11 protein-coding genes are annotated in these 12,962 nt (G+C 73.6%); 10 read left to right on the top strand and 1 reads right to left on the bottom strand.

Annotated features, from left to right (window positions below; all coding sequences use genetic code 11):
* Position 1: 1 nt before the first annotated feature.
* Positions 2–1,453 (top strand): tocopherol cyclase family protein, encoded by a 1,452-nt coding sequence (locus ACRYCC_RS39955; RefSeq protein ID WP_433819295.1) that lies wholly within the window; start codon positions 2–4, stop codon positions 1,451–1,453.
* Positions 1,450–3,294 (top strand): GMC family oxidoreductase N-terminal domain-containing protein, encoded by a 1,845-nt coding sequence (locus ACRYCC_RS39950; protein ID WP_433819294.1) that lies wholly within the window; start codon positions 1,450–1,452, stop codon positions 3,292–3,294. The genes ACRYCC_RS39955 and ACRYCC_RS39950 overlap by 4 nt, the downstream gene beginning before the upstream one ends.
* A gap of 14 nt (positions 3,295–3,308) precedes the next feature.
* Here ACRYCC_RS39950 and pip read toward each other — a convergent pair whose 3' ends face one another.
* Positions 3,309–4,280 (bottom strand): prolyl aminopeptidase, encoded by a 972-nt coding sequence (pip, locus tag ACRYCC_RS39945; protein ID WP_433819293.1) that lies wholly within the window; start codon positions 4,278–4,280, stop codon positions 3,309–3,311.
* A gap of 167 nt (positions 4,281–4,447) precedes the next feature.
* Between pip and ACRYCC_RS39940 the strand changes: the two genes are divergently transcribed.
* The 8 genes from ACRYCC_RS39940 to ACRYCC_RS39905 all read left to right on the top strand — a co-directional run bounded on the left by ACRYCC_RS39940 (position 4,448) and on the right by ACRYCC_RS39905 (position 12,929).
* Positions 4,448–5,875 carry a coiled-coil domain-containing protein gene (locus ACRYCC_RS39940; RefSeq protein ID WP_433819292.1) on the top strand — a complete coding sequence of 476 codons (1,428 nt, stop codon included), beginning with the start codon at positions 4,448–4,450 and terminating at the stop codon, positions 5,873–5,875.
* 133 nt (positions 5,876–6,008) lie between these two features.
* Complete coding sequence (gene pyrG / locus ACRYCC_RS39935) at positions 6,009–7,691, top strand: CTP synthase (RefSeq protein ID WP_433819291.1); 1,683 nt, start codon at positions 6,009–6,011, stop codon at positions 7,689–7,691.
* Positions 7,688–8,320 (top strand): NUDIX domain-containing protein, encoded by a 633-nt coding sequence (locus ACRYCC_RS39930; RefSeq protein ID WP_433819290.1) that lies wholly within the window; start codon positions 7,688–7,690, stop codon positions 8,318–8,320. Before pyrG ends, ACRYCC_RS39930 begins: the two co-directional genes overlap by 4 nt.
* An 88-nt stretch (positions 8,321–8,408) precedes the next feature.
* Positions 8,409–9,410 carry a site-specific tyrosine recombinase XerD gene (locus ACRYCC_RS39925; RefSeq protein ID WP_433819289.1) on the top strand — a complete coding sequence of 334 codons (1,002 nt, stop codon included), beginning with the start codon at positions 8,409–8,411 and terminating at the stop codon, positions 9,408–9,410.
* 130 nt (positions 9,411–9,540) lie between these two features.
* On the top strand, positions 9,541–10,452 hold the full coding sequence (locus ACRYCC_RS39920) for a ParA family protein (RefSeq protein WP_433819288.1): 912 nt from the start codon (positions 9,541–9,543) through the stop codon (positions 10,450–10,452).
* Positions 10,453–10,526: 74 nt separating this feature from the next.
* On the top strand, positions 10,527–11,489 hold the full coding sequence (locus tag ACRYCC_RS39915) for a segregation and condensation protein A (protein ID WP_433819287.1): 963 nt from the start codon (positions 10,527–10,529) through the stop codon (positions 11,487–11,489).
* 70 nt (positions 11,490–11,559) lie between these two features.
* A complete protein-coding gene (gene scpB, locus ACRYCC_RS39910) occupies positions 11,560–12,198 on the top strand; it encodes an SMC-Scp complex subunit ScpB (RefSeq protein ID WP_433819384.1) in 639 nt (212 codons plus the stop codon).
* A complete protein-coding gene (locus tag ACRYCC_RS39905; protein WP_433819286.1) occupies positions 12,195–12,929 on the top strand; it encodes a pseudouridine synthase in 735 nt (244 codons plus the stop codon). The genes scpB and ACRYCC_RS39905 overlap by 4 nt, the downstream gene beginning before the upstream one ends.
* The last annotated feature ends 33 nt before the right edge of the window (positions 12,930–12,962 follow it).

The following is a 12,962-nucleotide window of genomic DNA, read 5'->3' as shown; positions in this document are numbered from 1 at the left end:
CGTGGCCCCCCGTCACACGATCTTCCGTGAGGTCATGGAGGGCACGATCCGGCTGGCCGGGGAGAGCCTGGAACGGCCGATGCGGCTGGAGCTGGCGGCCGACCTGCCCAGGGTGCTGACCCCCCGGGGCGACACCGAGGGCCCGCTGACCGGCCGGGTGCGGGTGCCGGGCTTCGCCGACGACCCGGAGGGGACCGGTCTCCTGCGGGTCGCGCCGATCGCGGGCAGGCAGATCCGGTACCGGCTGGACTTCGGCGCCGCGGACGGGCGGCGGCTGCACCTGGACGGGTGGAAGTCGGTCAGTTACCGCCGCCCGGTGCGCTCCATGACCCTGCTGCCCGCGACGGTCACCGACGCGGACGGCACCGTGGTGGGGGAGGCCACGCTGCGCTTCCACGTCCGGCGGGACCTGGCCCGCTTCCTGGCGAGCTTCCGCTTCCCCGCCCCCTCCGGGGAGCCGCCCGCCCCCGCCAGGGAGCCGTCCGGCTCCTCCGGGGAGTTCTCCGATCCCTCCGGCGGGCGGGGGGAGCTCCCGCACCTGCGGTCGCGCTGGCGGGGCCAGGCCGGCCGGCTGGAGGTCTGGTACACCACGATCACCGACCCGGCGACCGGCACCGGGGTGTGGCTGCACCACGAGCTGGTCGCCCCGGCCGGTGGCGGCCCCGCCAGGGCGCTCGGCTGGGCGGCGGTGTTCCCCCCGGGCGGGCCCCCGGTCTTCGGCCGGTTCGGGCCGGACGACCGGCGGCCGGGGCCGGGCTTCGCCGCCGGGGACGTGGAGGTGACCGGCGACCGGCTCACCGGTGCCGCCGGCGGCCTCACCTGGGACCTGCGCCGGACCGGCGGTGGCCCGACCCTCTACACCTTCCCGCGCTGGGCGTGGGAGCGGGAGCTGCTCCCGGCCGCCCAGATCGTGAACGCCCCCGCGGCCCGCTTCGACGGCACCGTGCGCTTCGGCGACCGGGTGCTGGAACTGGCCGGCGCGCCCGGCGGGAGCGCGCGCATCTACGGCCACGGCAACGCCCGGCGGTGGGCGTGGCTGCACGCAGACCTCGGCGACGGCGACGTCTGCGAGGTGGTCGCCGCCGTGTCGACGCGGCCGGGGCTGGACCGGCTGCCGCCGCTGCCCTTCGTACGGCTGCGGGTCGGCGGGGCCGAGTGGCCTTCCGGCGACCCCCTGCTGGCCGCGCTCCGGATGCGGGCCGACGTGCGGCTGCCCACCTGGACGGTACGCGGCCGGATCGGTGACCGGCGCCTCCGCATCGAGGTCACCCAGCGTCCGGAGGAGACGGTCTCGGTGGACTACGCCGACCCGGACGGCGCCCCCGCGGTGTGCCACAACTCCGAGCGCTCCGACGCCGTCATCACCCTGCAGCGCCGGACCGGCGGGCACTGGGCGGTCGAACGGGAGTGGCGGCTGGCGGGCACCGCCCACGCCGAGGTCGGGTTCCGATGACCGCCACCGGCCGGGCGGCCCGCATGGACGGCATGGTCGCCGCCCTGCTCGGCGTGGACGACCGGGAGGAGCTGCGGCGCCTGTCCGACCAGATCGACGGCATGGCCCGAGCACTCCCGGGCGCCGCCAGGCTCGGCCTGCGCGCCGGGGCCGGCACCCTCGACACGATGTCCCGGCTGCTCACCGGCCGGCATCTCGGTGACCTCGACCCCGCCGGGCGGGAGGCGGTCTGCTCGGTGGTGGCGGCCCGGCCGCTGGGCGCGCTGCTGGTCGAGACCCTCAAGGTGCCGGTGCTGCTGGCGGCCGGCGCCGACCACCTGCGCGGCCGGCTCGCCCCGGGCGGCACCGGGACCCGCCCGGACGCCGAGCTGGACTGCGTGCCCGCCGCCGAGTGGCCCGCCTGCACGACCGCGGACGCCGTGGTGATCGGTTCGGGGGCCGGCGGGGCGATGGCGGCGCGGACCCTCGCCCGCGCCGGTCTCTCGGTCGTCGTCCTGGAGGAGGGCCGCCGCTTCACCGTCGCCGAGTTCCGCTCCCGGCCGCCGCTCGACCGGTTCCTCGACCTCTACCGGGACGCGGGCTCGACCGTGGCGCTCGGGCGGCCCCCGGTGCTGGTCGCCACGGCCCGCGGCGTGGGCGGCACGACCCTGGTCAACTGCGGCACCTCCTATCGCACCCCGGACCGGGTGCTCGGCTACTGGGCCGGCGAAGGCGTCGACGCCGGCCGGTTCCGGGAACTGCTGGACGAGGTCGAGCGCACCCTCGAGGTGGCCCCGCAGCCGCTGGAGGCGATCGGCCGCAACGGGCTGCTCGTCCTGGAGGGCGCCCGGCGGCTCGGCTGGCGGGCCGCGCCGCTGCGCCGCAACGCCCCCGGCTGCGACGGCTGCTGCCAGTGCGTGGCCGGCTGCCCGGAGAACGCCAAGAACGGCGTCCACCTCAACGCCCTCCCGCAGGCGTGCGCGGCCGGAGCGCGCATCGTCACCCACGGCTGGGCGGAGCGCATCCTGCACGAGCGCGGCCGGGCCACCGGGGTCCGGATCCGGCGGCCGGACGGCTCGGCGGCGGAGATCCTCGCCCCGCTGGTGCTGGTCGCCGCCGGCGCCACGCAGACCCCGCCGCTGCTGCGCCGCTCCGGCCTGGGCGGCCATCCCGGGCTCGGCCGGGGCATGGCGGTGCACCCGGCGACCAGCCTGGCCGGCCGGTTCGACGAGCCCGTCGTGTCGTGGTCGGGAGTGCTGCAGAGCGTCGGCGTCGAGGAACTGCACGATCAGGGCATCCTGATCGAGGCCACCGCCAGCCCGCCCGGCATGAGCTCGTTCGTGCTGCCCGGCGTGGGGCGGGCCCTGCGCGCCGAGCTGGCCGGCGCCGACCACCTCGCGGTCATCGGGGCCATGGTGGCCGACGCCCCGTCGGGACGGGTGCTCGGCCGGCGCCGGCCGGTCCTGCGGTACGACCTCGCCCGCGCCGACGCCGCCAAGCTGCGCACGGCCATCGTGGCGATGGGCCGGATCCTGTTCGCCGCCGGGGCCCGGGAGGTGCTGACCGGGCTGGCCCGCCACCCGGTCGCCCGCACCCCCGCTGAGCTGGCCGATCTCGTGGCGGGCCTGCCCGCGGGCGAGCTGCATCTGGCGGCCTTCCACCCGACCGGCACGGCACGGCTCGGCCGCGATCCGCAGCGGGCCCCGGCCGCTCCCGACGGCCGGCTGCGCGGCGTGGACGGGGTCCACATCGCCGACGCGTCGGTGCTGCCCACCTGCCCCGAGGTCAACCCGCAGCTCAGCATCATGGCGATGGCGCTCGCCGTCGCCGAGGCCGCCGCACACCGCGTCTCCCGCCCCTGAGCCCTACCCCGGGGTCAGGGGCCGGTCTTGGCGAAGCGGTCGGTGGCCTCGATGAGCCGGTGCAGGATGCCGGGCTCGTCGAAGGCGTGCCCCGCGTCGGGCACCAGGTGGAAGTCCGCCTCGGGCCACTCCCGGTGCAGGTCCCACGCGGTGGCGGGCGGCGTGCAGACGTCGTAGCGGCCCTGCACGATGACGCCCGGGATGTGACGGATCTTGTCCATGTCGCGCAGGAGCTGGTCCTCGGAGAAGAAGCCCTCGTTCACGAAGTAGTGGCTCTCGATCCGGGCGAAGGCGACCGCGTAGTCGGCCTCACCGAAGTGGTCGACGAGCTCCTTGTTGGGCAGCAGGGTGATCGCCCCGCCCTCCCAGCGGGCCCACGCCCGGGCAGCCTCGACCCGTACCTCGCGGTCCGGCGAGTTGAGCCGGGAGTGGTAGGCCGCGATCAGGTCCTCGCGCTCGTCCTCCGGGATCGGCGCCACGTACTCCTCCCAGAGGTCGGGGAAGATCAGGGACGCGCCCTCCTGGTAGAACCAGTACAGCTCGAAGGGGCGCAGCGTGAAGATCCCGCGCACCACCAGCTCGGTCACCCGGTCCGGGTGGGTCTGCGCGTAGGCCAGCGACAGCGCGCTGCCCCAGGAGCCGCCGAACACCAGCCAGCGCTCGATGCCCAGGTGCTCGCGCAGCCGCTCCATGTCGGCCACGAGGTTCCAGGTCGTGTTCGACTCCAGCGACACCTCCGGATCGCTGGCGTGCGGCGTGCTCCGCCCGCAGTTGCGCTGGTCGAACAGCACGATCCGGTACGCCTGCGGGTCGAACTGCCGGCGGTGCTCCTCCGTGCACCCCCCGCCGGGCCCGCCGTGCAGCATGACGGCGGGCTTACCGTCCGGATTGCCGCATACCTCCCAATAAATCTGGTTTCCTGCGCCGACGTCGAGACGTCCGGAGTCGTACGGTTCGATCGGCGGGTACAGCGTGCGAAGCTCCATGATCCGCAATTCTCCCATCCTCGGGTTGCGCTGGTGGCGGACACCTCCCGCTCGCCACGCGCCTCACCTGCCACAGCGGCCGGAAGGCCCCTCCGCCCGGCGAAATCGGGGGCCCAACCCTGGCTAACAGGGCAAACGTTTCTTGACACGGCATTAGAGTCTTCCTTGTGAACGATCTGAATGGATCGGGCGGTTCGCGCGGCCTGCCCCAGCACGCCTCGCCCTGGCTCCCCCAGAAGGCAGGCGGTCTACCAGCGGTCCCTCAGACGGCGGGCCTGCCCGGCGTGCCGGACAAGGCTTCCCTGCCCGACAAGGTGGGGCAGTCGTGGGACATCGTCGAGCGGCTGAAGGACATGGCCGACCTGCTGGGCGACGCCCTCGCCGCCGGTGAGCGCAGGGTCGCGGAGGCGCAGAGCGAGGCCGCGTCCCTGGTGGCGACCGCGCAGAGCGACAAGGAGTCCGCGCAGCGTGACGCGGCGTCCGCGTGGGGCGAGGCGCAGCGCGCCCGGGCGCAGGCCGAGCAGGCCGAGCGCAAGGCGACCGAGGCGCAGAACGAGGCCGCCGCCCAGATCGCCGCGGCACAGAAGGAACGCGAGAGCGCCCAGCGGGACGCCGCGGCCGCCTGGAACGAGGCGCAGCGCGCCCGGGTCCAGGCCGAGCAGGCCGAGCGCAAGGCGACCGAGGCGCAGAACGAGGCCGCCGGCCAGATCGCGGCCGCCCAAGCCTCCGCCCAGCAGGAGCGCGAGAGCGCCCAGCGGGACGCGGCGTCGGCGTGGGGCGAGGCGCAGCGCGCCCGGGCGCAGGCCGAGCAGGCCGAGCGCAAGGCGACCGAGAACGAGGCCACGGCCCGCCAGATGATGTCCCAGCGGGAGTCGATGCGCGACGCGCTCGAGGAGGCCCGCCGGTCCGCCGAGGAGGCCACGGCGGCGCGCCGCACCGCGGAGGCCGAACGCGACCGGCTGGCCGAGCAGTCCGCCGACCTGTCCCGGATGCTGGAGACCACCCAGTCGGAGCTGTCGGCGATGCGGGCCAAGCTCGCCGACACCGAGATGTCGATCCAGAACCTCACGCACACCGCGGCCGGCGCGGCCAAGGACGCCGAGGCGGCGCGCCGCCGTTCCCAGGAGCTCGACGCCGAGCGCCAGGAGGCGCTGGAGGCCGCCAAGCAGGCCGAGGCGGGACGCGAGGTGGCCCTCCAGGGCCAGCTGCGGGCCGAGTCGGCTCAGGCGCGGGCGGAGTCCGAGCGCACGCTCGCCATGGGCAAGGCCGAGACGGCGGCGAAGGAGCGCGACGGGGCCATGGCCGCGATGCGCCAGATGGCGGCCGAGCGGGACACCGCCGTCGAGACGCTGCGCGAGCGCGACCAGTGGGTCGACCAGCTCGCCGCCGCCGTCACCGAGCAGCGCGACACCCTGGCCTCGCTGTCGGCCGAGCGGGACGCGGCGCGGACGGCCGCGGACCAGGCCCGCAACCTCATCGACGAGCTCACCCGCCAGCTGAGGACGATCATGCCGGGGGCCCAGCCGCTGGCCGACGTCGCCCAGCTTTCGGCTCTGGGCGGCAGCCGGGATCCGCACAACGGATTCTCCGGCTGAACCACCGCACCGCCACCGGTTCCCTCGCCTGGCCCGACTCCATGCGCAGCTCACCCCCGTTCGACTGTTATTCTGGTGGCCCGTGGACAGGGCGGTTCACATCCGCCGATAGAGCGACCACGGGAGTGTCTTCTTGCCTTCGGCAGCCACTGGTAGATCACGAGCTACCAAGCACATCTTCGTCACCGGCGGTGTCGCCTCCAGCCTCGGAAAAGGGCTGACGGCATCCAGTCTCGGACGGCTTCTCACCTTGCGCGGCCTGCGGGTCACCATGCAGAAGCTCGACCCCTACCTCAATGTCGACCCCGGCACGATGAACCCCTTCCAGCACGGCGAGGTCTTCGTGACCGACGACGGGGCCGAGACCGACCTCGACATCGGCCACTACGAGCGCTTCCTGGACACCGAACTGCACGGCTCGGCGAACGTCACGACGGGCCAGGTCTACTCCAACGTGATCGCCAAGGAGCGGCGCGGGGAGTACCTCGGTGACACCGTGCAGGTGATCCCGCACATCACCAACGAGATCAAGGACCGGATCCGCGGCATGGCCGAGCCCGGTGTGGACGTGGTCATCACCGAGGTCGGCGGGACCGTCGGCGACATCGAGTCGCTGCCGTTCCTGGAGTCGGTCCGGCAGATCCGGCACGAGATCGGCCGGGACAACGTCTTCTGCCTGCACGTCTCGCTGCTGCCCTACATCGGCCCGTCGGGCGAGCTGAAGACCAAGCCGACCCAGCACTCGGTCGCCGCGCTGCGCAGCATCGGCATCCAGCCGGACGCGATCGTGTGCCGCTCCGACCGGCCCATCACCCAGGGCCTCAAGCACAAGATCAGCCTGATGTGCGACGTGGACCGGGAGGCGGTCGTGTCGGCCGTCGACGCGCCCAGCATCTACGACATCCCGAAAGTGCTGCACTCCGAGGGCCTGGACGCCTACGTCGTGCGCCGGCTCGGGCTGCCCTTCCACGACGTCGACTGGCGGCACTGGGACGAGCTGCTGCGCGTGGTGCACCGGCCGGCCCGCGAGGTCACGATCGCGCTCGTCGGCAAGTACATCGACCTGCCCGACGCCTACCTGTCGGTCACCGAGGCCCTGCGGCACGGCGCCTTCGGCAACGACTCCCGGGTCAACATCCGCTGGGTGCCCAGCGACAGCTGCGCGAGCCCCGAGGGCGCCCAGGAGGAGCTCGACGGGGTCGACGGCGTGCTGATCCCCGGCGGCTTCGGGGTGCGCGGCATCGAGGGCAAGATCGGCGCGATCAGGCACGCCCGCGAGCGGCGGATCCCGATCCTGGGGATCTGCCTGGGCCTGCAGTGCATGGTCATCGAGGCCTCCCGGTCGCTGGCCGGCATCGAGGGGGCGGGCAGCGCCGAGTTCGAGGAGAAGATCTCCGACCCGGTCATCGCCACCATGAGCGACCAGATCGACGTCGTCGCCGGGGAGCGGGACATGGGCGGCACGATGCGCCTGGGCCTGTATCCGGCCAACCTCGCCGAGGGGTCGGTCGTCCGCGGGCTCTACGGCAAGCCCAAGGTCGAGGAGCGGCACCGGCACCGCTACGAGGTCAACAACGCCTACCGCGAGCAGCTGGAGCACGCCGGCCTGGTCTTCAGCGGCGTCTCGCCGGACGGCCGCCTGGTGGAGTACGTCGAGCTGCCGCCCGAGGCGCACCCGTTCTTCGTCGGCACCCAGGCGCACCCGGAGTTCCGGTCCCGGCCGACCCGGCCGCACCCGCTGTTCGCCGGTCTGGTCGCGGCGGCCCTGACCTACGCGGACGGCCGTCGCGAGGCGGACGCGGTGCCGGCTTCATGACGGCATCGACGGACGTCAGGGACGTGCCCGAACGCTGGGAGGTCGTCGAGAGCATCGACCGTTTCGCCGGGCACGTCGTCAAGGTCCGTACCGACGTGGTGCGGATGCCCGACGGCGACGGCACGGGCATCGCCCGGCGCGACATGATCGCCCATCCCGGCTCGGTCGGGGTGCTGGCGCTCGACGAGGACTGCCGGGTGCTGCTGCTGCGGCAGTACCGGCATCCGGCCGGCCACCTGCTGTGGGAGGCGCCGGCCGGACTGCGCGACGTGGCGGGCGAGCCGCTCCGGGAGACCGCCGCGCGCGAGCTGATCGAGGAGGCGGGGTACCGGGCCACCGAGTGGCACACGCTCGTCGACCTGTTCACCTCTCCCGGGATGTCCGACGAGCGCGTGAGGATCTTCCTGGCCCGCGGGCTGACCGAGGTCCCCGTGGCGGAGATCGGCTTCGAGCGGGTCCACGAGGAGGCCGACATGCCGATCGTGTGGGTGCCGCTGGACGAGGCCGTCGCGAAGGTGTTGGCCGGTGATATCCACAATTCACTCGCGGTGACCGGTATCTTGGCCGCCTACGCCGCCCGCGCCACGGATTTCCGCGACCTGCGGGCGGCGGACGCCCCGGAGGGCTGACCCGGCGATCAGTGCCCGTCCCTACCGCCAGGGCGGGCATGATGGGGCAGGTCACGGGGACGGCCAGGGGCGAGCAGCGAGCGAGGCGATGAGCACAGCGCGCGGGAGCGAGCCGGTGAGCGTGCCCGGTCAGGCGGTCACCGGCGGCGTCACCCCGGCCGGTTCCCCGGCGGCCGCCCTGGACTCGGCCGTGCGCGGCTACCTCGACCACCTGGCCGTGGACCGCGGCCTCGCCGAGAACACCCTCAGCTCCTACCGGCGGGACCTGCGCCGGTACGCCGCCGTGCTCGCCGAGCGCGGCCGCCAGTTCATCGGCCAGGCCGGCGAGGACGACGTGCTGGCCTTCCTCAGCGGCCTGCGGGAGGGCGACCAGCGGCATCCGCCGCTGTCGGCCGGGTCGGCCGCGCGGGCCGTCGTCGCGGTGCGCGGGCTGCACCGCTTCGCGCTCCGCGAGGGCCTCGCCACGGCCGATCCCGCCCGTGAGGTCAAGGCGCCCGCCCCGCCCCGGCGGCCGCCCAAGGCGATCTCCACCGGCGACGTGGAGAGGCTGCTGGCCGCGGCCGGGCCCGAGGACACCCCGCGCGGCCTGCGCGACCGGGCGCTGCTGGAGCTGCTGTACGGCTCCGGGGCGCGCATCTCCGAGGCGGTCGGGCTGGACATCGGCGCGCTGGACCTGGGCGGCGGGCTCGCCCGGGTGCCCGGCAAGGGGGGCAGGACCCGGATGGTGCCCATCGGCGGCCACGCCCGGCGTGCCGTCGAGGCCTACCTGGCCCGGGCCCGGCCCGAGCTGGCCAGGGCGGGGCGCGGAGGGCCGGCGCTGTTCCTCAACGCCCGGGGCGGGCGGCTGTCCCGCCAGGGGGCGTGGATGGTGCTGCGCGCCGCCGCCGGCCGGGCCGGGCTGCGCGATGTGTCCCCGCACACACTCCGGCATTCCTTCGCGACCCATCTCCTCGACGGCGGCGCCGACGTCCGGGTGGTCCAGGAGCTGCTCGGGCACGCCTCGGTCACGACCACCCAGGTCCCTACGCTGCTGACGGTCCAGCTGCTGCATGAGGTCCATGCCGCATCCCACCCCCGGGCGCGGGAATGAGCGGCGGGCGGTGGGCCGCGGGCGGGGCCGGGCCGCCTGTCGTTCCGCGAGTCGCCTTGCCGTCGGGTGACACGATCCGTAGAGTCCGGGTCTTGACGGCATGTCCTGGCCGCGGGGAGGTTCGAAGCTGTTGACCAGCACACAGCACGCCGCGGAGAAAGTGCTCGCGGCCGCCATCGAGACGGATCCCCGTCTCTCCCTGGGCCCGACCCGGCGGCCGGTGCCGTCGTTCCCCGATCCGGAGCCGCTGGCCGAGCACGGCCCGGCCCGCATCGTGGCCGTCTGCAACCAGAAGGGCGGGGTGGGCAAGACCACCACGACCATCAACCTGGGCGCCGCGCTGGCCGAGCAGGGCCGCCGGGTGCTGCTGGTCGACTTCGACCCGCAGGGCGCGCTCTCGGTGGGGCTGGGGCAGGGCGACCCGCGCCAGCTCGAGATGACGGTCCACAACCTGCTGCTGGAGCGCGGGGTCGAGTGGGAGGACATCCTGCTGGAGACCACCGTCGAGGGCATGGACCTGCTGCCCAGCAACATCGACCTGTCCGGGGCCGAGGTCCAGCTCGTGCACGAGGTCGGCCGGGAGTACATCCTGCAGCAGTGCCTCAAGCCCGCGGTGGAGCACTACGACTACATCCTGATCGACTGCCAGCCCTCCCTGGGCCTGCTGACGATCAACGCGCTGGCCGCCAGCCAGGGCGTGCTGGTGCCGCTGGAGTGCGAGTACTTCGCCATGCGCGGCGTGGCCCTGCTGATGGAGACCATCGAGAAGGTCCAGGCCCGGATCAACCCCGACCTCATGATCGACGGCTTCCTGGGCACCATGTACGACTCGCGGACGCTGCACACCCGCGAGGTGCTCGGCCGGGTCGTCGAGGCGTTCGGCGACAAGGTCTTCCACACGGTGATCAACCGTACGGTCCGGTTCCCCGACGCCACCGTGGTCGGAGAGCCGATCACCACCTTCGACTCGTCCTCGATGGGCGCCAACGCCTACCGCGAGCTGGCCAAGGAGGTGCTCGAACGATGGCGGCTGATGGGCTGACCCCGCCGGGCCCGCCCGCCGTCGCCCTGCCGCTGCGGCGCCTGCCGGGCTGACCAGGGCGTGTTCGGCGCCGGATGCGAGGTCCGGGCCGTGATTCCGTTACCGTCATAGATGTGACCGACACCGCTGCGCCCCAGAGCGAGGACCTGGCCGGAGACCTCTCCGGGCCCCCGCGCGGCGCCGGTGCGTCCGAGATCCCCGAGGCCCCCGACCTCCCTCCGGCCGGCAAGGCCCGGGGGTTCGAGGTCCACCTGGACAACTTCGAGGGCCCCTTCGACCTGCTGCTGGGCCTGATCTCCAAGCACAAGCTGGACATCACCGAGGTGTCCCTGCACAAGGTCACCGACGAGTTCATCGCCTTCATCCGCTCCTACGGCAAGGAGTGGGACCTCGACCAGGCCAGTCACTTCCTGCTGGTCGCGGCCACCCTGCTCGATCTCAAGGCCGCGCGGCTGCTGCCCTCCGGGGAGGTCGACGACGAGGAGGACCTCGCCCTCCTGGAGGCCCGCGACCTGCTGTTCGCCCGGCTGCTGCAGTACCGCGCCTACAAGGAGGTCGCGAGGTTCCTGGCCGGGCGGATGGCCGAGGAGGCCAAGCGCTTCCCCCGCCTGGTGCCGATGGAGCCGCGCTTCGCCGACATGCTGCCCGAGGTGCTGCTCGGGCTGGGGCCGGCGGAGTTCGCCCGGCTCGCCGCCCGGACGTTCGCGCCGAAGGCCGTGCCGACCGTCTCGGTCGAGCACATGTATCAGCCTGCGGCCAATGTCAAGGACCAGGCCGCTATCATCGTCGCGCAGCTCCGTCGGCTGCGGCGGTCCACCTTCCGGGCCCTCACGGCCGACTGCGCGGGGACGTTCGAGGTCGTGGCGCGCTTTCTGGCACTCCTGGAGCTGTATCGCGAGCAGGCGGTCTCCTTCGAGCAGCTCGAGGCCCTCGGCGAGCTGCACGTGACCTGGACCGGCAGCGACGAGGGGGAGATCGTGGTCGGCGACGACTATCAAGGCGCACCGGAGCCGAACGGGGACGACGACAGTGACTGACGGGGTGTACGACGTGCCGGTCCCTGCGGACGAGACCGACGAGGCAACACCCGGCGGGCACGGCCCCGGCCTGCCCGGGGAGCCGGCGGACCGCGAGCCGGGCGACGGAGCGACGGGGGAGACCGGCGGCTCCGCGGCGGCCCCGGCCGCCCCGGAGCCGGAGGAACGGCCGGGTCTGCGCGCCTCCCTGGAGGCGATCCTGCTGGTCGTCGACGAGCCGGTCGCCGAGGTGACCCTCGCCCAGATCCTGGAGCGGCCCCGCGATCAGGTCGTGGCGGGGCTGCGGGAGCTGTCGCAGGAATACACCGAGCAGGGCCGGGGGTTCGATCTGAGGGAGATCGCCGGTGGCTGGCGGTTCTACACCCGGGACGTCTGCGCCCCGGTGGTGGAGCGGTTCGTGACCGACGGCCAGCAGACCCGGCTCACCCAGGCCGCGCTGGAGACCCTCGCGGTGGTCGCCTACCGCCAGCCGGTCAGCCGGGCCCGCGTGTCGGCGATCCGCGGGGTCAACAGCGACGGGGTCATCCGGACCCTGACGCTGCGGGGCCTGATCGAGGAGTCGGGGCAGGACCCCGACACCCAGGCCCACCTTTATCGCACCACCGGATACTTCCTGGAGCGGCTGGGGCTGCGCGGTATCGAGGAACTCCCCGAACTCGCCCCCTACCTGCCCGACGACATTGAAGGCATCGAGGACATAGCGAAGTGAACGACAACGAAGGTGTCCGGCTGCAGAAGGTCCTGGCGGACGCCGGGATCGGCAGCAGGCGGCACTGCGAGGAACTGATCGCCGAGCGCCGGGTGCAGGTCGACGGCAAGGTGGTGGCCTGGTTCGGCGCCAAGGTGCATCCCGAGCAGGTCGTGATCCACGTGGACGGCAAGCGGGTCGAGACCCGGGCCGCCACCCGCTACTACGCGGTCAACAAGCCGCGCGGCGTGGTGAGCACCATGTCCGACGAGAGGGGCCGGCGGAGCCTGGCCGCCTATGTCGGGGAGGTGCCGGAACGGCTGTTCCACGTCGGCCGGCTCGACACCGACACCGAGGGGCTCATCCTGCTCACCAACGACGGGGAGCTGGCGCACCGCCTGACCCACCCGTCGTTCGGCGTCACCAAGACCTATGTCGCCGAGGTGGCGGGGCCGATCGCGCGGGACCTCGGCCGGCGGCTGCTCAAGGGCGTGACCCTGGAGGACGGCGTGGTGAAGGCGGACGACTTCCGCATCGTCGAGCAGTCCGGCAGGCGCTTCCTGGTCGAGGTCAAGCTGCACGAGGGCCGCAAGCACATCGTGCGGCGCCTGCTGAAGGAGGTCGGGCACCCCGTGCGGCAGCTGGCCCGGACCGAGTTCGGCCCGGTCAAGCTGGGTCGGCTCAAGCCCGGTGCGATCCGCGCGCTGACCCCCCGGGAGGTCGGCGAGCTGTACGCGGCCGTCGATCTTTAGCATGGGGCCGGGTAGGCGGTACCGCCCGGTAGG

Source organism: Actinomadura scrupuli (assembly GCF_050971785.1).
Taxonomy (GTDB): domain Bacteria; phylum Actinomycetota; class Actinomycetes; order Streptosporangiales; family Streptosporangiaceae; genus Actinomadura_E; species Actinomadura_E scrupuli.
Note: the sequence above shows the minus strand (reverse complement) of the source record. Positions and strands in the feature narration are given on the sequence as shown.

Bases quoted from the DNA above. Each gene is read 5' to 3' on its own strand.
- ACRYCC_RS39950 (WP_433819294.1), top strand. From the start codon at position 1,450: ATGACCGCCACCGGCCGGGCGGCCCGCATGGACGGCATGGTCGCCGCC.
- pip (WP_433819293.1), bottom strand. From the start codon at position 4,280: ATGGAGCTTCGCACGCTGTACCCGCCGATCGAACCGTACGACTCCGGA.
- ACRYCC_RS39930 (WP_433819290.1), top strand. From the start codon at position 7,688: ATGACGGCATCGACGGACGTCAGGGACGTGCCCGAACGCTGGGAGGTC.
- ACRYCC_RS39925 (WP_433819289.1), top strand. From the start codon at position 8,409: ATGAGCACAGCGCGCGGGAGCGAGCCGGTGAGCGTGCCCGGTCAGGCG.
- ACRYCC_RS39915 (WP_433819287.1), top strand. From the start codon at position 10,527: ATGCGAGGTCCGGGCCGTGATTCCGTTACCGTCATAGATGTGACCGAC.